The 23,613-nt window shown below is 65.8% G+C and carries 21 protein-coding genes and 1 riboswitch; of the genes, 10 read left to right on the top strand and 11 right to left on the bottom strand.

Translation table 11 applies throughout. The features are described from left to right. Positions 1-55: 55 nt before the first annotated feature. Positions 56-176, top strand: a riboswitch (TPP riboswitch). Positions 177-216: 40 nt separating this feature from the next. The 4 genes from thiB (at position 217) to XW59_RS19930 (ending at position 5,729) form a co-directional block, all read left to right on the top strand. Then, on the top strand, positions 217-1,218 hold the full coding sequence (gene thiB, locus XW59_RS19945) for a thiamine ABC transporter substrate binding subunit (protein ID WP_047147415.1): 1,002 nt from the start codon (positions 217-219) through the stop codon (positions 1,216-1,218). Between the two features lie 506 nt (positions 1,219-1,724). Further along, positions 1,725-3,344 carry a thiamine/thiamine pyrophosphate ABC transporter permease gene (thiP, locus tag XW59_RS19940; protein WP_047147414.1) on the top strand — a complete coding sequence of 540 codons (1,620 nt, stop codon included), beginning with the start codon at positions 1,725-1,727 and terminating at the stop codon, positions 3,342-3,344. Then, positions 3,341-4,054, top strand: a complete 714-nt coding sequence (thiQ, locus tag XW59_RS19935) for a thiamine ABC transporter ATP-binding protein (protein WP_047147413.1) — start codon at positions 3,341-3,343, stop codon at positions 4,052-4,054. The genes thiP and thiQ overlap by 4 nt, the downstream gene beginning before the upstream one ends. A gap of 271 nt (positions 4,055-4,325) precedes the next feature. After that, on the top strand, positions 4,326-5,729 hold the full coding sequence (locus tag XW59_RS19930; protein WP_246666155.1) for a M48 family metalloprotease: 1,404 nt from the start codon (positions 4,326-4,328) through the stop codon (positions 5,727-5,729). A 12-nt stretch (positions 5,730-5,741) separates the two neighbouring features. On the opposite strand, the gene XW59_RS19925 is transcribed toward XW59_RS19930, so the two are convergent. Both XW59_RS19925 and rpmE read right to left on the bottom strand, forming a co-directional pair. After that, positions 5,742-6,605, bottom strand: coding sequence for an RNA polymerase factor sigma-32 (locus XW59_RS19925; RefSeq protein WP_047147412.1), 864 nt, complete (start codon positions 6,603-6,605; stop codon positions 5,742-5,744). 341 nt (positions 6,606-6,946) lie between these two features. Further along, the gene (rpmE, locus tag XW59_RS19920) at positions 6,947-7,168 is read right to left on the bottom strand and encodes a 50S ribosomal protein L31 (RefSeq protein ID WP_047147533.1); all 222 of its coding nucleotides are present in this window, start codon (positions 7,166-7,168) and stop codon (positions 6,947-6,949) included. A 196-nt stretch (positions 7,169-7,364) separates the two neighbouring features. Here rpmE and XW59_RS19915 point away from each other — a divergent pair, with 196 nt between their 5' ends. Next, the gene (locus tag XW59_RS19915) at positions 7,365-9,167 is read left to right on the top strand and encodes an ABC transporter transmembrane domain-containing protein (RefSeq protein WP_047147411.1); all 1,803 of its coding nucleotides are present in this window, start codon (positions 7,365-7,367) and stop codon (positions 9,165-9,167) included. A gap of 18 nt (positions 9,168-9,185) precedes the next feature. On the opposite strand, the gene XW59_RS19910 is transcribed toward XW59_RS19915, so the two are convergent. From XW59_RS19910 to XW59_RS19900, 3 genes are all read right to left on the bottom strand, one after another. Further along, complete coding sequence (locus XW59_RS19910; RefSeq protein ID WP_047147410.1) at positions 9,186-10,334, bottom strand: amidohydrolase; 1,149 nt, start codon at positions 10,332-10,334, stop codon at positions 9,186-9,188. Between the two features lie 40 nt (positions 10,335-10,374). Then, positions 10,375-12,033 carry an FAD-binding dehydrogenase gene (locus XW59_RS19905; protein WP_047147409.1) on the bottom strand — a complete coding sequence of 553 codons (1,659 nt, stop codon included), beginning with the start codon at positions 12,031-12,033 and terminating at the stop codon, positions 10,375-10,377. A 110-nt stretch (positions 12,034-12,143) separates the two neighbouring features. After that, the gene (locus tag XW59_RS19900; protein WP_047147408.1) at positions 12,144-13,628 is read right to left on the bottom strand and encodes a carboxypeptidase M32; all 1,485 of its coding nucleotides are present in this window, start codon (positions 13,626-13,628) and stop codon (positions 12,144-12,146) included. 171 nt (positions 13,629-13,799) lie between these two features. On the opposite strand from XW59_RS19900, the gene XW59_RS19895 reads away from it, so the two are divergent. Further along, on the top strand, positions 13,800-14,039 hold the full coding sequence (locus XW59_RS19895) for an AbrB/MazE/SpoVT family DNA-binding domain-containing protein (RefSeq protein WP_047147407.1): 240 nt from the start codon (positions 13,800-13,802) through the stop codon (positions 14,037-14,039). 3 nt (positions 14,040-14,042) lie between these two features. Continuing rightward, the gene (locus tag XW59_RS19890) at positions 14,043-14,423 is read left to right on the top strand and encodes a type II toxin-antitoxin system VapC family toxin (RefSeq protein ID WP_047147406.1); all 381 of its coding nucleotides are present in this window, start codon (positions 14,043-14,045) and stop codon (positions 14,421-14,423) included. A gap of 1 nt (position 14,424) precedes the next feature. On the opposite strand, the gene XW59_RS19885 is transcribed toward XW59_RS19890, so the two are convergent. Beyond that, entirely contained in the window at positions 14,425-15,456 is a 1,032-nt protein-coding gene (locus XW59_RS19885; RefSeq protein ID WP_047147405.1) for a peptidoglycan -binding protein, read from the bottom strand. A 1-nt stretch (position 15,457) separates the two neighbouring features. Then, the gene (locus XW59_RS19880; protein ID WP_047147404.1) at positions 15,458-16,480 is read right to left on the bottom strand and encodes a MotA/TolQ/ExbB proton channel family protein; all 1,023 of its coding nucleotides are present in this window, start codon (positions 16,478-16,480) and stop codon (positions 15,458-15,460) included. A 153-nt stretch (positions 16,481-16,633) separates the two neighbouring features. Between XW59_RS19880 and XW59_RS19875 the strand changes: the two genes are divergently transcribed. Beyond that, positions 16,634-17,617 carry an NAD-dependent epimerase/dehydratase family protein gene (locus XW59_RS19875; protein WP_052958319.1) on the top strand — a complete coding sequence of 328 codons (984 nt, stop codon included), beginning with the start codon at positions 16,634-16,636 and terminating at the stop codon, positions 17,615-17,617. Positions 17,618-17,621: 4 nt separating this feature from the next. Here XW59_RS19875 and XW59_RS19870 read toward each other — a convergent pair whose 3' ends face one another. The 4 genes from XW59_RS19870 to XW59_RS19855 all read right to left on the bottom strand — a co-directional run bounded on the left by XW59_RS19870 (position 17,622) and on the right by XW59_RS19855 (position 20,793). Continuing rightward, complete coding sequence (locus tag XW59_RS19870) at positions 17,622-18,416, bottom strand: inositol monophosphatase family protein (protein WP_047147403.1); 795 nt, start codon at positions 18,414-18,416, stop codon at positions 17,622-17,624. Between the two features lie 35 nt (positions 18,417-18,451). Next, positions 18,452-19,015, bottom strand: a complete 564-nt coding sequence (gene efp / locus XW59_RS19865; protein WP_047147402.1) for an elongation factor P — start codon at positions 19,013-19,015, stop codon at positions 18,452-18,454. A 143-nt stretch (positions 19,016-19,158) separates the two neighbouring features. Next, on the bottom strand, positions 19,159-20,130 hold the full coding sequence (locus XW59_RS19860) for a tetratricopeptide repeat protein (RefSeq protein WP_052958317.1): 972 nt from the start codon (positions 20,128-20,130) through the stop codon (positions 19,159-19,161). Between the two features lie 3 nt (positions 20,131-20,133). Continuing rightward, entirely contained in the window at positions 20,134-20,793 is a 660-nt protein-coding gene (locus XW59_RS19855; RefSeq protein WP_047147401.1) for a thiamine phosphate synthase, read from the bottom strand. Positions 20,794-20,944: 151 nt separating this feature from the next. Here XW59_RS19855 and XW59_RS19850 point away from each other — a divergent pair, with 151 nt between their 5' ends. Continuing rightward, a complete protein-coding gene (locus XW59_RS19850) occupies positions 20,945-21,715 on the top strand; it encodes a sulfite exporter TauE/SafE family protein (RefSeq protein ID WP_047147400.1) in 771 nt (256 codons plus the stop codon). Between the two features lie 48 nt (positions 21,716-21,763). Continuing rightward, positions 21,764-23,404, top strand: coding sequence for an acyl-CoA synthetase (locus tag XW59_RS19845; RefSeq protein ID WP_047147399.1), 1,641 nt, complete (start codon positions 21,764-21,766; stop codon positions 23,402-23,404). Positions 23,405-23,613: the final 209 nt, after the last annotated feature.

Here is a 23,613-nt window from a genome sequence, read left to right as displayed (position 1 = left end):
GGGCAGGGCGCCAAACTACCGCTTGCGCGGTTCCCGCCGCCGCCCTATGTCTCCGGGTGCTCTAACGGGGTGCCTGGGCGGGATCGCGCAGGCTGAGAGGCAGACGGGCCAGTCCCTGCCAACCCGCCGAACCTGATCCGGCTTGTACCGGCGGAGGGATTAGACGCTCCTTGCAAGGCGCCTCGATTTCCCCTGCGACACCACAAGGAGGCGCGCATGCGCGAAAAGGCCATTCATCTTCTTGCCGCGGCGCTCGCATCGATAGCCTTGCCGGCCGCCGCCCAGGACAAGCTCACCGTCTACACCTACGACAGCTTCACCGCCGAATGGGGTCCCGGTCCTGTGGTGGAAAAGGCCTTCGAAGCCGAATGCGGCTGCGACCTGGAGTTCGTCTCCGTGGCCGACGGCGTGGCGCTGCTCAACCGGCTGAAGCTCGAGGGCAGCGGCACCAATGCCGACATCGTGCTCGGGCTCGATACCAACCTGATCCACGAAGCGCGGGAAAGCGGCTTGTTCGCGCCGCACGGCATCTCGCTCGACAATGTGGAAGTCCCGGGCGGATGGGACGACGACATGTTCGTGCCCTATGATTACGGCTATTTCGCCTTCGTGTACGACACGCAGGCGGTGGAGACGCCGCCTGCAAGCCTGCGCGAGCTGGTCGAGAGCGACGCCGACACGAAGATCGTCATCCAGGATCCGCGCACGTCGACGCCGGGCCTCGGCCTTCTCCTGTGGGTCAAATCCGTCTATGGCGACGAGGCGGCCGACGCCTGGGCGGAGCTCAAGGACAAGGTGTTGACCGTCACGCCGGGCTGGAGCGAGGCCTATGGCCTGTTCACCAGCGGCGAGGCGCCGATGGTGCTTTCCTACACGACCTCGCCCGCCTACCACGAGATCGCCGAGGATTCCGACCGCTACAAGGCCGCTTCCTTCGAGGAAGGTCACTACCTGCAGGTGGAGGTCGCCGGCGCGACGGTAAAGGGAGCGGAAAATCCGCTCACCGAGAAATTCCTCGCCTTCATGGTGAGCCCGGCCTTTCAGGACGCGATTCCGGAGACGAACTGGATGTTTCCGGCGGCGCCGACGTCAAAGCCGCTGAATCCGGCCTTCGACGGGCTGGTGAAGCCGGCGAAGACACTCGAGTTCAGTCCCGAGGAGGTGGCGGCCAACCGCAAGGCGTGGGTCGACGAATGGCTGTCGGTGATGAGCAGGTAGGTGCTTTCGGTACGGACGGATGACGATCTGATGCGTTCAGCCTTATGTCGCCCGCTCTCGTCATTGGTGCTTGCCCTCAGCGATTGGCGGGTCTCAACCCGCACGCCGCAATTCAGGCTCATCGTCAATGCTTCCTCCACCGCCTTCGGCGGTCCCCCTCCCCCGCTTCGCAGGGGAGGAACCGACGGCACGGTCGGTGATCCTCCCACGTTTACCGGCAGGGCGACCGGCTTCCCACCCCTAACCCCTCCCCACAAGGGGGAGGGGGACCTTGCAGGGATTGCGTCAAGGCGCCGCTCATCGGCGAATATGCGCGGCGTTGCAGTCAGGCAGTCCCCCTCCCCCTTGTGGGGAGGGGTTAGGGGTGGGGGTAAATCCACATGCGATTCCCCCACGTTTACGGGGAGGGGGACTATGCGAAGCATGGTGGAGGAGGCATCGCCGACAGGTCCGCCTCTTCAACCCAGGTGGCAGACTGCGTTGCTTTCGCCGGAGCGCCGCGCCGAATGAACGCGCCGCGCGCCACCGACCGCCGTGTCCTAGCCGGCATCCTGGCTCTCGGCGTCGTCGCCATCCTCGTCGGTGGCGCGTTTGCGGGACTGGCGGTGGAGGCGGCGCGCGACTGGTCGGGCGCGGTTTCGGCCTTCGATCCCTACCTCATGCGCGTCGCGCGCTTCACGCTGTGGCAGGCCGTGCTGTCGACGCTGCTTGCGGTCGTACCGGCGCTGTTCGTCGCCCGCGCGCTTGCGCGCCAGGCGCACTTTCCCGGAAGGGCGCTCATCCTGCGCCTCTTTGCGCTGCCTCTCGCCCTGCCGGCGATCGTCGTCGCGCTCGGCGTGCTGGCGCTGCTCGGGCGCGCCGGGATTTTCGCCGACTTCCTTTCGGCGATCGGAGGCGGCCGCTGGCAGGGCATATACGGTCTTTCGGGTATCCTCGTCGCGCACGTGTTCTTCAATCTGCCGCTGGCGGCGAGGCTGTTCCTGCTGGCGCTGGAGACCGTTCCGGCCGACCAGTTGCGGCTCGCGGGCCAACTCGGCATGGGCGCCAGGTCGAGCTTCCGCTTTGTCGAATGGCCGGTGCTGCGCGCCGCACTTCCCGGTGTCGCCGGTCTGGTCTTCATGCTGTGCATCACCTCCTTCACCATCGTGCTGACGCTCGGCGGCGGACCGCGCGCGACGACGCTGGAGGTTGCCATCTATCAGGCGCTGCGCTTCGATTTCGACCCGGCCCGCGCGGTCGCGCTGACCGTTCTGCAGATCGTGCTCACGGCGGTGGTGGTGATCCTGCTGATGCGCGTCGGTGCGAATATGAGCGGCGACGCCAATCTCCAGGTCGCCGCGCGCGTGCCCGTTTCGACCAGCGGGACGGAGAAGGCGTTCAACTTCCTGCTGATCGCCGCCGCGCTCGCCTTCGTTGCCGGGCCGATGGCCGCGACCGTGATCGCCGGCCTCGGGGCCGATCTTGCACGGCTCGCCGCCGATCCCGCGGTTCACCAGGCGATACTTACCAGTCTGGTCCTTGCGGCCCTGTCCGCCTTTCTCTGCGTCGCCCTTTCTACGGCGCTGGTGATGGCGCGGCGCGCGATGGAACTGAAGCGCCCGGCCGGCAAGACGCCGGGCATCGTCGAAAAGGCGCTCGATACCGGCGCGAGCTTCGTGCTCGTCGTTCCGCCGATCGTCGTCGGCGCGGGCTGGTTCATCCTCCTGCGGCAGACCGGGCAGGTCTTCGCGATCGCGCCCGTCATGGTGGTCGCGGTCAATGCGGTGATGGCGATGCCCTTCGCGATCCGCGCTATCCGCCCGGCCCATGACGCCGCCAGCGCGCGGCACGAGAAGCTTTGCGCCGCGCTCGGCATTTCCGGGTTGGCACGCCTGCGCCTGGTGGACTGGCCGACGCTGCGCCGGCCGCTCGGTACGGCCACGGCCTTCGCCATGGCGCTTTCGCTCGGCGACCTGGGGGTGATCGCGCTTTTCGGCAGCGATGCAGTGCAGACCTTGCCCTACCTGCTGCTGGCGCGCATGGGTGCCTATCGCACCGCGGACGCGGCGGGGCTTGCATTGTTCCTCGGCATTCTCTGTCTTGTGCTGATGCTTGTCGCGGATCGAACCGGAAAGGCGCGAGGATGAGAAGCGGTGCGGCGATCGGGCTCGAATCCGTCACCTTCAGCTATGGCGAGACGCCGATGCGGTTCGACTTCGCGCTGCCGGCCTCCTCGATCGCCGCCGTGATGGGACCGAGCGGTTCCGGCAAGTCGACGCTGCTCAATCTCATTGCCGGCTTCGAGAAGCCGGCCTCGGGCCGCATCCGCATCGGTGGCGAGGACGTGACGGAATTGGCGCCGGCACGGCGTCCCGTCTCGATGGTCTTCCAGGAAAACAACCTCTTCGCCCATCTCGACGTTTTCAGCAATGTCGGTCTCGGCCGCTCGCCATCGCTGGCGCTTTCGGGCGACGACCGGGCGGACGTCACCGAGGCGCTGGCGCGGGTCGGGCTCGAAGGCAAGGAAAGGCGCCTGCCGCGCGAGCTTTCCGGCGGCGAGCGCCAGCGCGTCGCGCTTGCCCGGGTGCTGGTTCGCAAGCGACCGGTCCTGCTGCTCGACGAGCCGTTCGCCTCGCTGGGGCCGGCGCTCAGGCAGGAGATGCTCGATCTCCTGAGGGAGCTTCACGCCGAGCAGGGCATGACCGTGCTGATGGTCACGCACCATCCCGAGGACGCGCGCGCGATCGCCGGGAAGGTCGTGTTCCTGGAAGATGGAACCGTTACAGCCGTCGGCGACACCCCCGCCTTCTTTTCGGATGCTGGCCCAAAATCTTTTCGACGTTACATTGGCCGCTAGAAGAGTGCGGCTTTGATTCGCGCAATTGCCCGGAAGCGGACATAATTTCCGGTCAAATGCGGCGCTTGGCTCCAAAGCCGTTCGAGGAAATGCCGTTTCGACGCAACCTTGCCGGTTGCGGAGCGTTGAGGGTCAGACGAAGGAAAGGGGTACAATCCTGGACAAAAGGTGGCCAGACGAGACGACGGTCCGGATAGTCCGGTTGCCGTCGCGCCGGCTTCGGCGCGGCGCGATGTCGGCTGCGCTCCTGCTCGCGCTGGCGGGATGCCAGATGCTGGACGCCACCAACAATCCCGACGCGTTCAGGCCGTCCTCCAATCCCGTCACCATCGACAACGTCACGCGCAACGACCGCATGGCGGCGATCGCGCGCGAGCAGCATCCACGCATCCTGGCGACCTATGGCGGCGAGTATTCCGATGCCAAGCTCGAGCGCATGGTCGCCAAGGTCGTCGGCACGCTGACGCTCGATCCGGAAAATCCGAACCAGACCTACAACATCACCATATTGAATTCGCCGAACATCAACGCGTTCGCGCTGCCGGGCGGCTATCTCTACGTGACGCGCGGGCTTCTGGCGCTCGCCAACGATTCGGCGGAGCTTGCCGCCGTGCTCGCGCACGAGATGGCGCATGTGACGGCCAATCACGGCATCCAGCGCCAGCAGAAGGAGGCGGAGGAGGTGTTGGCTTCGCGCGTCGTCAGCGACGTGCTCGGAAGCGACCCCTCGGCCCAGGTCGCGCTCGTGCGCGGCAAGCTGCGGCTGGCCCAGTTCTCGCGCAACCAGGAGCTGGAAGCCGACGTGATCGGAATCAAGGCGATCGGTCGCGCCGGCTACGATCCCTACGCGGCCTCGCGCTTCCTTCAGTCGATGGCGGCCTACAGCGATTCCCGCAACGTCACCGGCGCGGTCAACCAGAACCTCGATTTCCTCGCCAGCCACCCGACGGCGCCGCAACGCATCGAGCTCGCGCTTCGCCATGCGCGCCAGTTCGGCGCCCCGGGCACCGGCACGCGCGATCGCGATTCCTTCCTTGCCGGCATAGACGGCATGCTCTTCGGGGACACGCCCGACGAGGGCTATGTGAGGGGCCGTACCTTCATCCATCCGAAGCTCGGAATATCCTTCACGGTTCCCGATGGCTTCGTGATCGACAATTCCGCAGCAGCCGTCACCGCCGCCGGCCCCGGCGACCAGGCGATACGCTTCGACGGGGTGACCGTCGATCAACGCGTTTCGCTGGCCGACTATGTGCGCAGCGGCTGGGTGGCGGGGCTGGACGAAACGACCATTCGGCCGATCAACGTCAACGGCAATGAAGGCGTCAGCGCCAAGGCGCGCGCCGAGGGCTGGCAGTTCGACGTGACCGTCATGAGGGCGGGAGGCCAGGTCTACCGCCTGCTCACCGCTGCGCCCGCGTCGAGCAACACGCTCGATGCGACCGCCAGCCAGGTCACCGGCAGCTTCCGCACGCTGAGCGACGCCGAGAAGGCCAATCTGAAGCCGCTGCGCATTCGTGTCGTCACGGTCCAGCCGGGCCAGACCATAGCGACGCTTTCCGCGCAGATGGCGGGGGTCGACCGCAAGCTGGAAATGTTCAGGCTGATCAACGGACTGGCGCCGGGATCGACCGTGTCGGCCGGCAGCAAGGTCAAGATCATCACCGACCGGTGACCGGAAAAAGCCTCAAGCCATCTGGCTGGAAAGCTCGGGATTGACCTCCACGAGCGCGCTGCGCAGCTTTTCCAGCGCGCGGCTTTCGATCTGGCGCACGCGTTCCTTGGAAATGCCGAGCCGCTCGCCGAGCGCTTCCAGCGTCGCGCCTTCGTCGCGGAGCCGTCTTTCGCGGATGATCTTCAGCTCGCGCGCGTTGAGCGTGCGCAGTGCCGTCTGCAGCCATTCCGACTGCCGCTCCTGGTCGATCGTCGCACCGACCACCTCGTCGGGCAGGGGCTCGTCGCTGATCAGGAAATCCATCCGGTCGGACATGCCGTTGCCGTCGTCGCTCAGCGGAGCGTTGAGCGAGGTATCGGGACCGGAAAGGCGGGCGTCCATCAGCGCCACGTCGGATTCGGCCACGCCGAGCGCAAGCGAGATCTCGCGATAGACCTGGGAATCGGAAAGTGCCGCGGAATCCTGTGCCAGCTTGGCGCGCAGTCTGCGCAGATTGAAGAACAGCGCCTTTTGCGCCGAGCTCGTGCCGCCGCGCACGATCGACCAGTTGCGCAGGATGTAGTCCTGCATGGAAGCGCGGATCCACCAGGTCGCGTAGGTGGAGAAGCGCACGTCGCGGTCCGGCTCGAAACGGGCCGCGGCCTCGAGCAGGCCCACATGCCCTTCCTGGATGAGGTCGCTCATCGACAGGCCGAAATTGCGGAACTTCGACGCCATCGCGATGACAAGGCGCATATGAGACACCGTGATCCGGTTAAGGGCGTTCTGGTCGTGCTGTTCCTTCCAGCGCACGGCCAGTTCGTGTTCCTCCTCGCGGCCGAGATAGGGCGCCCGCATGGCTTGCCGGATCAGCGATCGTTTCGCGGAATGTTCCATCGTCGCGCTCCCAAGCTTCCTCCCGGCAAGATGAGCGTCCGCCTTCGTGCCGCTCGATCATGCGGCGGGGCCGACACCCAGTCATGCGTGAACGGGAGCGTTGCCTAATGGAACCAACGCAAAACAACCCTCGCGGTTCCCTGACCTCGACGGTTGAGCGGAAAAAAGATCGCACCTTCGCGAACGGCGCCGAAACGAAGGAGCTTCGACGATTATCTGGAGCGCGGGGCGCTGAAATCCAGAGGGCGTGACAAAAAGAGCCGGCTCAAAAAGCAAAGGCCGCCCGAAGGCGGCCTTGAAAATCATCGGGCCGGCGCGGCTCGCGCCGCGCGCGGGGCTCGTTAGATGCCGAGACCTTCGTAGCGCTTCTTGAACTTGGAGAGACGGCCGCCGCGGTCGATCAGCGTCTGCTGGCCGCCGGTCCATGCCGGGTGCGTGGTCGGGTCGATGTCGAGATTCATCGTGTCGCCTTCCTTGCCCCAGGTGGAACGGGTCATGTATTCGGTGCCGTCAGTCATGACGACCTTGATGGAGTGGTAATCGGGATGAATATCGGCTTTCATCGGTCTTGTCCTGGCGTTGCGTGGTTCTTCGAGCGGCGGAACCTGCGTCGATGCGCCCACTGTCAAAACTAGAAGCCGCAGCTATTGAAGAGCCACGGCTTCAAAAACGGTCGGCTGGCCTATACATCAGCCGCAATTGAAGCACAAGGCCGAGCGGGCGCATTTTGCCCGCGGCAAGAATGCAAGGGAAGGGTGAATGGCGCTCGACGTGCTGGAAAACGACGCGAAGCGGCGCTCGCTGAAGCCCCTGCGCAAGCTCTATCCCTATGTCCTGCGCTATCGCGTCCTCGTTCTCGGCGCAATTTTTTCGCTGGTGCTGGCCGCGGCCACGACGCTGACCCTGCCGATCGCGCTGCGCCGGATGATCGACCACGGTTTCACCAGTTCCGATTCCACCTTCATCTCGAATTATTTCGGCATGATGGTCGTGATCGCGGGCGTGCTCGCGCTGGCGAGCGCCTGCCGCTATTATTTCGTCATCACGCTCGGCGAACGGGTGGTCGCCGACCTGAGGCGCGACGTGTTCGCTCATGTGACGAAGCTTTCGCCCGGCTTCTTCGACACGGTCCAGTCCGGCGAGATCGTCTCGCGGCTCACCGCCGACACGACGCAGATAAAATCCACCGTCGGGGCGACTGCCTCGGTCGCCCTGCGCAACGCCATTCTCGGCCTCGGCGCGCTGGCGATGATGGTGATCACCAGCCCGAAGCTTTCCGGCCTGGTGATCGCGGCGATCCCCGTCATCGTGCTGCCGCTGGTCGCCTTCGGCCGCTCCGTGCGTCGCAAGTCGCGCGCCGCGCAGGACACGCTTGCCGAGGCGAGCGCCTATGCGAGCGAACAGATCGGTGCGGTGCGGACCATGCAGTCCTTCACCAACGAGGCGCTCGTCGTTTCCCGTTTCTCCACGGCGGTGAACGCGGCGTTCGAGGCGGCGCGCTCCTCGGTGCTTGCCAGGTCCGTTCTCACCTTCTTCGCGATCTTCGCGATCTTCTCCTCGGTGGTGGCGGTGCTGTGGTTCGGCTCGAAGGACGTGCTGGCGGGCACGATCTCGCCGGGCACGCTCGGCCAGTTCCTGCTTTATTCGGTCTTCGCCGCCGGCGCGCTCGGCGCGCTTTCGGAGGTGTGGGGCGAGCTCAGCCAGGCGGCCGGAGCGGCTGAAAGGCTGACGGAGCTTCTGGCGGAGGAGCCGGCAATAGCAGCCGCGGCGAGCCCGGTCGCCATGCCGGTCCCGGCCACGGGTTCGGTCGAGTTCCGCGACGTCGTCTTCGCCTATCCCGTACGGCCCGGCCAGGCGGCGCTCGACAATCTCTCCTTTCGCGTCAAGCCGGGCGAGACGGTCGCGATCGTCGGTCCCTCGGGCGCCGGCAAGAGCACGGTCTTCTCGCTCCTGCTGCGCTTCTACGATCCGGACGGCGGCAAGATACTGATCGACGGGGTCGACCTGCGCGACGCCGACCTCGGCGAACTGCGCAGCCGCATCGCAATCGTGCCGCAGGATGTGACGATCTTCGCCGCGACGGCGCGCGACAATATCGGCTTCGGACGGCCGAGGGCGACCGAAGCCGAAATCGTGCAGGCAGCCAGGGACGCCCATGCCGACGAATTCATCGGACGGCTGGAAAAGGGCTACGACACCGAACTCGGCGAACGTGGCGTGACACTTTCCGGCGGGCAGCGCCAGCGCGTGGCGATCGCGCGTGCAATCCTGCGCGACGCTCCGATCCTGCTGCTCGACGAGGCGACCTCGGCGCTCGACGCCGAAAGCGAGACCCTGGTGCAGACCGCGCTGGAAGAGCTGATGGAAGGGCGCACGACGATCGTGATCGCCCACCGGCTGGCGACCGTTCTCAAAGCCGATCGCATCCTCGTCATGGAGGATGGCCGCATCGTCGAGGAAGGCACGCACCGCAGCCTCGTCGCCAAGGGCGGCACCTATGCCCGTCTCGCCGCATTGCAGTTCGACCATGGGAGCGAAGCCTTGCAGAGGGCGGCGGGATGATCGCCGCGCAACCGGCCGTCAGCCGAGCAGGTTGCGGGCCGTGCGCATGAAGATCCTCGCCCCGACCGTGATCAGGTCGTCCGGGAAGTCGTAATCGGGATTGTGCAGGGCAGGGTGGTCGACGCCCGAGCCGAGAAACAGCATCGCCGATCTGGCGCCGTCGCCGAAGCGGCCGAAATCCTCCGAAGCGCGCATGGGCAGGCCGGCCTCGTCGTGCGGAATGCTTTCCGCGTCGAGGGCGGCGCGCAGGTGCCGCACCGCTTCGGCGTCGTTCTCGCAATGGCGGAAGATGTCGTGATAGGAAATCCCGCAGACGAGACCGTCACGCTCCGCGGCCTCGCGGACGAGGGATTCGGCCCGTTCGCAAAGCTTCTCCATGCGCCGGTCGACGAGCGTGCGCAGCGTCGCCCAGATTTCCGCCCGCCCGGGCGCGATGCCGAAAGCCGGCGCGCCCATCGCGGCATGGGTGACCGTCACCAGGGCGAAATCCTCCGAGGAGATATCGCCGCCGCCGAGCGCGGTGAGCTCCGGCATCAACCGGGAAACGGCCTGCATCGGCGAAATGCCGGTTTCCGGCATCGAGGCATGGGCGGTCTTGCCGTCGAGGACGATGAGCATGCCACGCGAGGCGCAGTTGACCACGCCGGTCTTGACGCCCACATGGCCGAGCGGAAGCCCCGGCAAATTATGCAGCGAGAAGGCGTAGTCCGGAGCGACCTCGGCGAATTTCGGATCGGCGATGACGGCGGCCGCACCGGCTCCGGTCTCTTCCGCGGGCTGGAACATCAGCGCCACGCGGCCGCGGCGGGGCCGCTCGCGGCCAAGTTGTCGACCGACGGCGGCGAGGATGGCCGTGTGCCCGTCATGGCCGCACAAATGCCCCTTGCCGGTCACGCGGGAGCGGTGAGGGACATCGCCGAGCTCCTCGATCGGGAGCGCGTCGAGCTCGGCGCGGAAGAGAACGGTCGGTCCCGGCTCGCTGCCCTCATAGACGACCGCCACCCCGTGGCCGCCGAGATTGGAGATGACCCGGTCGGGCCCGCTGGCCGCGAGGAACGAGCGAACCTCGCGGGCGGTTTCCGATTCCTCTCCCGATATTTCCGGGTTCTCGTGGAGCTTGCGACGCCAGGCGACGAGATCGGCGATGTCTTGATTGCTCAGGAACATGGATTCGCTTTCGATTTTACCTGGCTCAGCCGTCGGCCTGTCAGATTTTCCCCGACGCGGCATGCCGCCCGGCATTGCGGCCGGAGAAGATGCAGCCGCCGAGGAAAGTGCCTTCGAGCGCATTGTAGCCGTGATAACCACCACCGCCGAAGCCGGCAACCTCCCCGGCCGCGTAGAGGCCCGGTATCGCCTCGCCGACCGCGTCGAGCACCTGGCTGTTCAGATTGGTGTGGAGGCCGCCCAGCGTCTTGCGTGTGAGCACGTGCAGCTTGACCGCGATCAGCGGGCCGTTGGCGGGGTCGAGGATCTTGTGCGGCTTGGCGGTGCGGATCAGCCGGTCGCCGATATAGCCGCGCGCGCCGCGTATCGCGGTCATCTGCGCGTCCTTGGAGAAGGGATTGTCGATCTCGCGGTCGCGGGCGGCGATCTGGGAGCGCAGCCGCTCGATGTCCATCAGTTCCTCGCCGGTCAGCGCGTTCATCGCCTCGACCAGCTCGGGCAGCGTGTCGCGAACGATGAAATCCTCGCCATGCTTCTTGAACGCCTCGACGGGCGGCGGAGCTCCCGCGCCGCGTCGGCTTCGCAGCACGTTCAGCCATTTCTTCGAGGTGATATCGGGGTTCTGCTCCGAGCCGGACAGCGCGAATTCACGCTTGATGATCGCCTGGGTCAGCACGAACCAGGAATAGTCGTAGCCGGTCGACAGGATGTGCTTGAGCGTGGCAAGCGTGTCGAAACCCGGAAAGCATGGCGCCGGCAGGCGATTTCCGATCGCGTCGAACCACATGGAGGACGGCCCCGGAAGGATGCGGATGCCGTGGTTTGGCCAGATCGGCGCCCAGTTCCTCACGCCCTCCGTGTAGTGCCACATGCGGTCGGCATTGATGACCGCCGCGCCCGCCTCCTGCGCGATCGCGACCATGCGGCCGTCGACATGGTGCGGTACGCCGGCCACCATCGTTGCCGGCGGCGGGCCGAGGCGCTTGACCGGCCAGTTCTTGCGCACCAGCTCGAAATTGCCGCCGATGCCGCCTGACGAGACGACCACCGCACCGGCCGCCAGCTCGAAATTGCCGGCGACCTCGCGGCTCGACCGTTGGCCCCGCTCCACGGTCGACGGCTCGAGTATCTCGCCGGCGACCCCGGTGACCGCGCCATTTGTGCGCACGAGCCGGCTGGCGCGATATCTGAACCTGAATTGCAGCCGGCCGGAATCGACATGCTCGAGGGCGCGGCGCACGAAAGGCTCGACCACGCCCGGACCGGTGCCCCAGGTCAGATGGAAGCGGGGGACGGAATTGCCGTGCCCATGCGCGAGCGCTCCGCCGCGCTCAGCCCAGCCGACGACGGGAAACCAGCGCATGCCCATCGCCCGCAGCCACGGCTGCATATCGCCGGCGGCGAAGTCGATGAAAGCCTCCGCTACGCGGTGCGGCCAGAAATCCTCCTCGCGGTCGAAGCGCGCCGAGCCGAGCCAGTCCTGCCAGGCGAGCTCGGCGCTGTCGCGGATGCGCATGCGCCGCTGCTCCGGGCTGTTGACGAAGAACAGGCCACCGAGCGACCAGAAGGCCTGGCCGCCGAGTGAATTCTGGCCTTCCTGCTCCAGGACGATGATGCGCTTGCCCGCGTCGCCGAGCTCGCATGCCGCTACAAGGCCGGCCAATCCCGCGCCGATGACGATGGCATCCGCTTCCTCCATGCGCTTCCCCTCCCGGACCGTTCGATGCGGCTCTCATTTCCCGCAATGTCGAACGGTTTGGAGACCTCGGCAAGAGGGAAGTGAAGCAATCCACGCACGAGGCGGACAGCCTATCCGCCGTACCGCGCCTCGAGATGCCGGCGGAAGTGATCGACGTTCAGCGGCTCGCCGGTGGCGCGCTCGATGAGCTCGGGCGTGGACCAGCGCGAGGCCTGCGACCAGATCCAAGCGCGGCGCCATTCGTTGACCGTCTCGAACCGGCCCTCGGCGATCTCGTCGTCTATTCCGGGATGCTCGCGCTCGATCGCCGCCCATTGCTGTGCCGCGATCATCGCGCCGAGCGTGTAGGATGGGAAGTAGCCGAAGGCGCCGCTCGGCCAATGGACGTCCTGCATCGGTCCGTCGGCCGGATTGTCGAGCGTCGAAAGGCCGAGATAGTCGCGCATCTTGGCATCCCAGGCCTCCGGCAGGTCGCGGACCTCGAGCCGCCCGGCGATCAGCTCCTGTTCGAGCTCGAAGCGCAGGATGACGTGGAGCGGGTAGGTGACCTCGTCGGCGTCGACCCGGATCAATCCGCGCTCCACCCGGTGGACGTAGGCGAGGATATCCTCTTTCGACCAGCTTTCGCCGAGATGACGCTCCACCACCGGCAGCGCCCAATCCCAGAATGCCGGGTTGCGGCCGATCTGCTTTTCCACGAACAGGCTCTGGCTTTCGTGGATGGCCATGCCGCGCGCCTTGCCGAGCGGCCAGTGCGCCCATTCGCGGGGCAGGCCCTGCTCGTAGAGCGCATGGCCGGTCTCGTGCAGCACGCCCATCAGCGAGGAGAGGAATTCGGAGGTCTTGTAGCGGGTGGTGATGCGGACGTCGGTAGGCACCCCGCCGCAGAAAGGATGGTGGGAGACCGAAAGGCTGCCGCGGGTGAGGTCGAAACCGACGGCGTTCATCATCGCAAGTCCGAGCTCGCGCTGCTTCTCGATCGGGTAGGCGCCGGCAAGCGGACGCAAGGGACGGTCCGCGAGCCGGCGTTCCTGCACGTCGAGCGCCTTCGGCACGAAGTCGACCAGGAAGTGCTTCAGCTCGGAGAAGACCTCTCCGATTTCGGCGGCGCGGTTGCCGGGATCGTATTGCTCCATCAGCGCGTCGTAGGGATCGAGCCCGAGCACGTCGGCGCGCATGGCGGCCTCCTCGCGCACGAGTTCGACGATGCCTTCCAGCGCCGGCAGGAAGCCGGCCCAGTCGTTCTTGGCCCGCAGGTCGCGCCAAAGCTGCTCGCAGCGCATGCGCGCCCGGGTCTGGCGCTCCACGAACTCGGCCGGCAGGCAGGTCAGGTTGACGTAGCGCCTGTGGAATTCGGTGATCGCGGCGGCCTGCTCCTCGTTCAGCGCTTCCTTCTCGGCGGCAGCGAGCCAGTCTTCGATCTCGGGCGCCGTCGCCTGACGGTGATACATGCCGGACAGTGTCGACATGGCTTCCGCGCGCGCTTCGCCGCCGCCGACCGCCATGTGGGTCGCCTCGTCCGCGCCGAGGATGGCCAGCGCGTGTTCGAGCGCGTCAAGGCGGCGGCAGAGATCATCGAGCTTTGCGAAGGACATGGAACATTCCTGATTTGCTGTGGGAAGAAGGGATATAGAGCGTCCTGCCTGGTGACGGAAGCGCCCGAAATTGCGCCTGACAAGGTAGCGTGGGGTCCGACAAGTGATTATGGCATTCTTCGTTTTGTGGCATTATATGGATACTGCCATGAGGTCAGATCGGGATGGAAGATGGTTGAACTTGTCACCGATGTGAAGATAGCCGCCAACGGGCGGATGGTGTTGCCCCGGTCAGTGCGCGAGGCGCTCGGGATCGAGGGAGAGAGCCGGCTGATCCTCACCGTGCAAGACGGAGAGCTTCGGTTGTCGCCGCTGTCGAGCAGCATTGCCCGCGCTCAGGCGCTTTATCGCGCGCATGCCAGGCCGGGCAGGAGCTCCGACGAGTTCCTGGCCGATCGCGAGCGCGACTGACCCATGGCGAAGGTCGTGCTCGACGCTTCGGCCGTCATCGCGTTGCTGCGGGACGAGCCTGGCGCGGACATCATAGGAAAGCAGGTCGACGATGCGGCGATCTCGGCTGTCAATCTGCACGAGGTCGTAAAGGAGCTGCTTGCGAACGGCATAGATATGCCCATCGCGAGGGAGATAATCGCGGAGCTGCATCTCGATGTGCAGCCGCACACGGCGGAGGATGCGTTCGAGGCAGCACAACTCGCGACCGCGACGCGAGAGCACGGCAGCGGGCTCGGCGATCGTTCCTGCATGGCATTGGCCATCAAGCTCGGTGTGCCTGCGCTGACGACCGATCAGGCGTGGCTCGATATAGCGGGCCTCGACGTTCGGCTCGTGCGATGAACTACCGCTCCGTCAGCTTCAGCTCTATGCGGCGGTTGCGGGTGCGCGCGTCGGCCGTGTCGGTCCCGTCGAGCGGCTGGAACTCTCCGAACCCGGCGGCGACCAGCCGGTTGGCGGGAACGCCGTTCTCAATCAGGAACTTGACGACCGAGGTCGCGCGCGCGGAGGAAAGCTCCCAATTGTCCCGGTAGCGCCCGGTGCCCGACAGCGGCACCGTGTCGGTGTGGCCGTCGACGCGCAGCACCCAGTTGATCTCCGGCGGGATCTCGCGCTGGAGGTCCAGGATGGCGCCGGCGAGCTTGCGCATCTCCTCGCGCCCCTGTTCGTTGATCACCTCGGAACCGGAGGGAAACAGCACCTCCGACTGGAAGACGAAGCGGTCGCCGACGATGCGGATGTTCTCGCGGTCGGAAAGGATCTCGCGCAGGCGGCCGAAGAAGTCCGACCGGTAGCGGTTGAGCTCCTGCACCCTCTGGGCGAGCGCCACGTTGAGCCGGCGGCCGAGATCGGCGATCTTGGCGTTCGATTCGCGGTCCTTGGTCTCGGAGGCGTCCAGCGCCGCCTCCAGCGCTCCGATCTGGCTGCGCAGCGCGGCGATCTGCTGGTTGAGAAGCTCGACCTGGCTCAGCGCGCGCTGGCTCAGCTGCCGTTCCTGATCGAGTTCGCCGGTGAGATTGCCGATGCGTGATTCGGCCGCTGCGCCGGCGCCCTGGCCGGCGGTGAGAAGCTGTTCCAGCCGGCTGCGCTCGCTTTCGGCCTCCGAGAGCGAGGCGCGCAAGCTCGACAGCGAATCCTCCATGTCCTGGGAATTGGAACGTTCCAGCGCAAGCAGCTGCGTCAGCTCGTTGATCTGCGAATTGAGCCTGGTGAGGACCTGGTCGCGGCCGCTGATCTCCTGGCTCAGCAGGAACTGCGCCAGCACGAAGACCGAAAGCAGGAACATGATCGCCAGAAGCAGCGTCGACAGCGCGTCGACGAAGCCAGGCCAGTAGTCGATTCCGCGCTCGCGGCGACGGCTGCGCGCCAGCGCCATCTCAGGTCTTCTCCCGTTGCGTCAGCGCTTCGGCGAGCTTGTCCAGCGTCCTGCGCATCTCCCTCTGTTCGTTCGACTGCGCCTCGACCCAATCGCGCATCATCTGCTGCTCGGAGCGCATGCTCTTGACCAGTCCGGTGATGCCGTCGGCGAGATTGGCCATGGATGCCGCCACGCGCGGATTGCCGGCGCCGCCTGCTTCCTGAACGGCGCGCAGCCTTTCGGAGAGAATCTTTATCTCCTCGGTCGAGGTGACCTTGGTCGGATCGACCGCCAGGTCGGAGCCGAGGTCGGTGACGGTCGAAAGCCAGTTTTCGAGCTCGGTGTAGAACCGCGTCTGCGCGCGGCCGGCCTGGAGATCGAGGAAGCCGAGGATCAGCGAGCCGGAAAGGCCGAACAGCGACGACGAGAAAGCCGTCCCCATGCCGGAAAGCGGCGCGGAAAGGCCGGCCTTCAAGGCATTGAGTACGTCATTGGTGTCGCCCGTGCCGGGGTCGAGCGACTGGATCGTCTCGCCGATGGAGCCGATCGTCTGCAGCAGGCCCCAGAACGTGCCGAGCAGGCCGAGGAAGACGAGCAGTCCGATCAGGTAGCGCGAGGTGTCGCGGCTTTCGTCGAGACGGGTCGCGATGGAATCGAGGATCGAACGCATCGAGTTGGTCGACAGCGCCATCGCCGAGGATCGGCTCAGAAGCGCTTTCATCGGCGCGAGCAGCACCGGTTCCGTGGCTTCCGTGCCGGCACGGAAGGAATTGACCCAGCGCACCTCGCGGAACAGGCGGATGACCTGGGCGAAGACGAGAAGGATGCCGACGGCGAGCACGCCGAAGATCAGCCCGTTCAGTCCCGGATTGGTCTGGAAAGCCGAGGCGATCTGGCGATAGAGGATCGCCGCGACGAAGCCTGAGATCGCCAGGAAGACGAGCATGGACAAAAGAAAGACCTGAGGGCTCGACAATTTGCGCGGATCATATTCCGCGCCATCCGTCAAACCTTCCGCTCCCAGCGTTCTGAGAAATGCCATTGAGACGCCCCTGAATGGATTTCGGCACTGCCGGCGATTATCAGCCTTTAAGGTGACCGTGAGTCTAAACGGAATTGTGACAAAATTGAAAGGCGTGTAAGAGGCCGGTCAAGAACTTTCGTAAGCTTTTGACCGGGGGGTATCAGCGAACGAATGACGTCGCTTTTGTCATCGGCTTCCGCTCGCGCGGAAACAGAGAAATCAATATCGGCGCCCGCCGCCAGGATAGTCGTAACCGGAGCCACCGGCTTCATCGGCCGCAGGCTCGTCGTCGTGCTGCGCGAGCGCGGCCATGCCGTGGTCGAGGCCGGCCGCAGGCCGGGGGGCGGCGACCCATCCTCGGTCCACGTCGGCGAGATCGGCGCCGCGACCGACTGGCGCGAAGCCCTCTCGGGCGCGGACGCGGTCGTGCATCTGGCCGGGCTCGCGCATCGCGACACGGGCGCCGGCGATGACGACGCCTATTTCGAGATCAACGACCGCGGCACGGAACGATTGACGAAGGCGGCCGAGGAGGCCGGCATTCGCGCGATGGTGCTGGTGAGCTCGATCTTCGCCAAGCTGGCCGAGGTGCGGCCTTCCGCCTACGCCCGTTCGAAACTGCTGAGCGAGGCGCATGTTCTTCGCCTCAATGAACATTCCGGACAGACGGGGATCGTGCTGCGGCCGTCGCTCGTCTACGCCCACAACGCCGCGGCCAACTGGCGGCGGCTGCAGCGCCTCGCCGCGACCGGGCTGCCGCTGCCGTTCGGCGCGATAAGGAACAGGCGCTCGCTGTGCGCGGTGGAAAATCTTTGCAGCGCGATCGTCGCCTCCGTCGAGGCGGGGCTGCGCGGCGAAGGCGGCGGCAGCTACGAAATCGCGGACGAGGAGATCGTTTCGCTCGCCGACATCATCGCGTATCTGCGCGAGGGCATGGGAATGTCGAAGCGGCTGGTTCCGGTCGCGCCGTCGGCTCTGGAATTCGTCGCCCGGCTCGCCGGCAAATCGCATGTCGCCGCGACGCTCTTCAGCGACATCGTCGTCGATCCCGCCGATTTCATCAAGACGTTCGACTGGCGGCCGCCGGTCACCACTCCGGAGGGCGTCGCCCGGTCGGGCCGCGAATTCATCGCCGCGAGGCGGGCAGGCGCGTGAGGCGTCAGCCCTTGCGCTGCTGCAAGGTTTTGAGCAGCGATTTGTGCATCTGCTCGTTGCCGGCGACGATCGTGCCGTTGTCGAACATCTCCTGACCGCCGTCGCGGTCGGAGGCGAAGCCGCCGGCTTCCCGCACCATCAGGATGCCCGCCGCCATGTCCCAGGGCGCGAGCGCGTCCTCGAAGAAGCCGTCCATGCGGCCGGCCGCGACATAGGCGAGGTCGAGGGCGGCCGAACCCAGCCGCCGGATGCCCGCTACCTCGCCCATCACGTTGCGCAGGTCGATGAGCGCGTGGCCGTGATGGCCGCGCCCGAGATGCGGAATCCCGGTGCCGATGACGGCGTCGGAAAGCTTCGCCCGTCCGGCGACGCGCAGGCGGCGGTCGTTCATGAAGGCACCGCCGCCGCGTTCGGCGGTGTAGAGTTCGTCCATCGCCGGATTGTAGATGACGCCGGCGACGATCTGTCCCTGACGCTCCAGCGCGATCGAGATCGAGAAGATCGGAATTCCGTGCAGGAAATTGGTGGTGCCGTCGAGCGGGTCGACGATCCAGCGATGCTGGTCGTCATCGCCGGGGACCGTGCCGCGCTCCTCCATCAGGAAGGAATAGCCGGGGCGGGCGCGGGAGAGCTCCTGATAGATGATCTCCTCGGCCTTGCGGTCGGCCTGGCTGACATAGTCGCCCGGTCCCTTCAGCGAAACCTGCAGGTTCTGCACCTCGCCGAAATCGCGCGCCAGCGACCGGCCGGCCTTCATGGCCGTCTGCACCATGACATTGATGATCGCCGAGCGCGCCATGAGGATCGGTCTCCTGAATGGGTCTCCGGCGCGCCTTAGTCGGCGCGGCGGATATAGGTGATTTCGTTGGTGTCGACGATGATCTTCTCGCCTGACGAGATGAAGGGCGGCACCAGAACGCGCACGCCGTTTTCGAGGACGGCGGGCTTGTAGGAGGACGCCGCCGTCTGGCCCTTCACGACCGGATCGGCCTCGGCAATGGTCAGCGTGACCTGGTCGGGCAGGGAAACGCCGATCGGGCGTTCCTCGTGGAGTTCCACGGTGACCGTCATGCCGTCCTGCAGGAAGGCGGCGCGCTCGCCGACGAAATCCTTGTCGAGTTCGAGCTGCTCATAGCTCTCGGTGTCCATGAAGACCAGCGCTTCGCCCTGCTCGTAGAGGAAGGTGAAGTCCTTCTGCTCGAGCCGCACCTTCTCGACCGTCTCGGCGGCGCGGAAACGCTCGTTGAGCTTGGTGCCGTTGATGAGGTTCTTCAATTCGACCTGGTTGTAGGCGCCGCCCTTGCCGGGCTTAACCGCGTTGGTCTTGACCGCAACCCAGAGGCCGCCGTCATGCTCGATGACGTTGCCGGGACGGATTTCGTTGCCGTTGATTTTCATTGCTCGACTTTCGGAAAGAGATTGTCCGCGCCGCGAGGGGCCGTTTCGCGGCTTCCAAGACCATAAATCACGCCTGGAGGCAAGAGAGGCGGCCGGAACGAGGCGGAACTTTTGGAGGGAGCGCCGTTTCGCCGCCGGCAGGGTCAGCCGCCGCGAAGCCTGTCCACGCGCTCCGTTGCCTGCTGGGTCTGCTCCTCGCTGAGCCCGGCGAGGTAATCCTCCATGACCGGATCGACGAGGCCCGCGTGGCGGGCAATCATGTACCATGCGGCGGCTGCGACCTGGTCCGCGTCGGTTCCGACGCCGGCGCGATAGAGTTTGGCCAGGCGATTCTGCGCGGCGACGTTGCCGCCCGCGGCGGCGCGCATGAGCCATCCGAAACCGGTCTTGTGGTCGGCGTCGCCGCCCACGCCCTCGACGAGCCAGGTGCCGAGGTCGAGCTGGGCCGTGTCGAAATTCTGCCGCGCCGCCTTGAGCAGCCAGTCCCGCGCCTGCGCCATGTCCACGGGCTTGCCGCCGACGCCCTGCTCATAGACCTGTGCCATGGCATATTGCGCTTCGGGCACGCCCGCCTGGGCGGCGCGCTCGTAATAACGCACGGCCTTGGCCATGCCCTGTGCCGTCGGCTCGCGAGCCGTCACCAATTGCGCGAAGTTGAACTGCGCGAGCCGGTGGCCGGCATCCGCGGCCGCTTCCATCATCCCGTAGGCGCGATCGGTGTCGCGTTGGATGCCTCGCCCATCGTAAAGCAGCATCGAATACTGGAATTGCGCCTCCATGACGCCCTGCTCGGCCGCCTTGCCGTACCATTCCGCTGCCTTCGCATCGTCGCGGCGCACGCCGAGGCCGCGCGAATAGATCTCGGCGATCAACGTCTGGGCGGCCGCGTCGCCGGCTTCCGCACGCGGCGTGGCGAAGTGGAGCGCCGTCAGATAGAGGCCGCGCTGGAATGCGCCATACGCATCGTCGCCCTTTCTGCCGCCGAAACGATCCGGATCGATGCCCTCGGTCTCGGGAGTGCTCACCCGATCGCCATCCGCCGCAAGCGCCGTCGGGATCGCCGGCGCGATCCCCGTCAGGACGAATGCGAGCATTGCGATCGACAGGGCTTTCATGACTCAATCCTCAAAGCGCGGAGCCTTTTCGTCAAGAATCGCGTTGGCGCGCCGGATGGCCGCGGCCGGATCGGCATCGCCGCCGAACACGGCCGAGGAAAGCGCCACGAAATCGGCACCGGTCGCGGCCACCGCCTCGACGGAGGCGAGGTCGGAGCCGGCGAGCACGATACAGGGGATCTGCACCATCTCCGACCACCATCCGCCGAGCGTGAGATTTCTGGAGTGCGGCTCGGGCTTGGTATCGTAGCCGAAGCGTCCGAAGAAAATGTAGTCGGGCCTAGCCTCGCCAAGTTCCAGGGCATCGTCGCGGGTCTTCGCTCCGCCAGTGCCGATCATCAGCTTTGCCTGGTGTTTCTCGATAGCCTCTTCCAGCTCTTTCCTGCGGGCTTCGAGATGAACCCCGTCGGCGCCGGTGCGCATCGCCACGCGAAAATCTCCGGCGATCATCACCGCCACGCCCTTCTCCTGCACGAGCGGCACGATGCGCTCGGCCCGGCGCTGGAAGGCGGCTTCGTCCATTCCGTAGTCGGGCAGGATCAACGAGGCGACATCGCCTCCCGCCAGCGCGCTCGAAAGTTTCGTGGCGAGCGTTTCGGTGTCGAAACCGTCGGGAGCGATCAGGACGATGCGGCAGCGGTCGGGCGCGGGAGTGGCAATCATTGGGAACCTGCTGGAATATTCGCCTTATCGCGGGCGATCTTGGTTGCAATGGGGCATAGAGCAAAGCCCCGCTCTTGAACAGTATGCGCGAACGGGGCTCGCCAACTCGCAGCCATGCCGCTATTGGTCGGGCACCAAAGAAGCCCGCCTGATGAACGCCTTGCTTTCCGATCCCTGGTTCTACGCCGCCGCCATCCCGTCGGTCATACTCGTCGGCCTGTCGAAAGGCGGCCTTGGCGGCGCAATGGCGCTGATCGGCGTGCCGCTGATGTCGCTGGTCGTGCCCCCGGTGCAGGCGGCTGCGATCATGCTGCCGATCCTCATCGCGATGGACATGGTTTCGCTGTGGACATGGCGCGGGGAGCGCGATCCGGTCACGCTCAGGCTGATGCTGCCGGGCGCAATGCTCGGCATCGGCATAGGCTGGCTGACGGCGGCGGTCGTGACGGCGGGCGCGGTGCGCCTCATCGTCGGCATCGTCGCGCTCGCCTTCTTCCTGCGCTGGCTGAGCCAGCGCTGGGCCAAAAGTCCCGTCATGACCAGCCACAGCGCGCCGAAAGCCTGGTTCTGGAGCACGATCAGCGGCTTCACCAGCTTCGTCGCCCATGCCGGAGGCCCGCCCTACCAGGTCTACGCGCTGCCGCTCAGGCAGCGGCCCGCGCTCTATGTCGGCACCAGCGTGATCTTCTTCGCCGTGGTCAACGCGGTGAAGCTCGTCCCCTATTTCGCGCTCGGGCAGTTCGACGCGACGAATCTGACCGCGTCGGCCGTGCTGCTGCCGCTTGCGCCCTTCGCCACGCTGACGGGCGCATGGCTCGTGCGGCGGATGAAGCCGGACGTCTTCTATCCCTTCATGTACTGGATGATCTTCATCGTCTCGGCGAAGCTCATATGGGACGGCATGTTCGACCTCTGGGGCTGATGACGACCGGTCCGCGCTGTGCTTAATCTCCGCTCCACGGAGGACCCGATGAGCAATCCATACGAGCAGAATCTCGACAAGAACCCGGCGAACCACCAGCCGCTGACGCCGCTGTCCTATCTGGAGCGCGCGGCGAAGGTGTTTCCCGATCAAACCGCCATCATCCACGGCGAGATGCGCGTGAGCTACGGCGAGTTCTGGCGCCGCTCGCTGCGCCTTGCCTCGGCGCTTGCCGTGCGCGGCATCGGCAAGGGCGACACCGTCACCGTGATGCTGTCGAACACGCCGCCGATGTTGGAGGCGCATTTCGGGGTGCCGATGGTCAAGGCGGTGCTGCATTCGCTCAACACCAGGCTCGATGCGGCGATCGTCGCCTTCCAGCTCGACCACGCCGAGACCAAGGTGCTGATCGTCGACCGCGAATTTTCCGGCGTCGTCGCCGAGGCTCTCCGCATCGCCACGGTGAAGCCGCTGGTGATCGACTATGACGATCCGGAATATCCCGAGGACGCGCCCTATCGGAAGGGTTCCCGCATCGGCTCGCTCGACTACGAGGAGCTTGTCGCCTCAGGCGATCCGGAATTCACCTGGTCGATGCCGGACGACGAATGGGATGCGATCTCGCTCAACTATACGTCCGGAACGACCGGCAACCCGAAAGGTGTCGTCTATCATCATCGCGGCGCGGCGCTGATGGCCTACAGCAACACCATCCATGCCGGCATGGGCCGCAATCCCGTCTATCTGTGGACGCTGCCGATGTTCCACTGCAACGGCTGGTGCTTTCCGTGGACGCTCGCCGTGCAGGCGGGAACGCATGTCTGCCTGCGCTGGGTGAGGGCGAAGGCGATGTACGACGCGATCGCCGACCACGGCGTCTCCCATCTCTGCGGGGCGCCGATCGTCATGGCGACGCTGATCAACGCCGCCGACGAGGAAAAGCGGGAATTTGCGCAGACCGTCACCTTCAACACGGCCGCGGCGCCGCCTCCCGAAGCCGTGCTTGCCGGCATGGCCGACGCCGGCTTCGTGGTCAACCATCTCTATGGGCTGACGGAGACCTACGGTCCCGCCGTGGTCAATGAATGGCATGGCGGCTGGGACGCGCTCGAGGGACCGGCCCAGGCCGCGCGGAAGGCGCGGCAGGGCGTGCGCTATGCCGCACTCGAGGGGCTCAGCGTGAGGAACCCCGAGACGATGGACGAGGTCCCCGCCGACGGCGAGACGATGGGGGAGGTGATGTTCCGCGGCAACATCGTCATGAAGGGTTATCTGAAGAACCGGACGGCAACCGACGACGCCTTTGCCGGCGGCTGGTTCCATTCGGGCGATCTCGGCGTGATGCATCCGGACGGCTACATCCAGCTCAAGGACCGCTCCAAGGACATCATCATCTCGGGCGGCGAGAACATTTCCTCCATCGAGGTGGAGGACGCGCTCTACAAGCATCCGGCCGTCGCCTTCTGCGCCGTCGTGGCGCGGTCCGACGAGAAATGGGGCGAGGCGCCGATCGCCTATGTCGAGCTGAAGCCTGGCCGGCAGGCCACCGAAGCGCAGATGCTGGACCATTGTCGCGGCCTCCTGGCGCGCTTCAAATGCCCGAAGGCGGTGATCTTCGCCGAAATCCCGAAAACCTCGACCGGAAAGATCCAGAAATATGTTCTGCGGGAGCGGGCGAGATCGTCCTGATGCCTGCAGGTGCTGTCCCTTTGCGGGACAGTTTTGCGACAATTACAGGCAGCGTTAACGCTTCATTAAGCTTTATGGGTGTTTACTGTGTTCATCCAGTGATCTGGATTCTTACCGAGTGGCTGGGCCACTCCGTTTGACGCCTCCCTGTTTAACTCCTGAGAGCCGCTTTCCAGTGGCTCTTTTTTTTGCCTTCGCCCGTGCCGGAC

The sequence above is a fragment of the Aquamicrobium sp. LC103 genome (assembly GCF_001014615.2).
Taxonomy (GTDB): Bacteria; Pseudomonadota; Alphaproteobacteria; order Rhizobiales; family Rhizobiaceae; genus LBCQ02.
The sequence above is the reverse complement of the archived record's forward strand: the minus strand, read 5'-3'. Positions and strand labels throughout refer to the sequence as shown.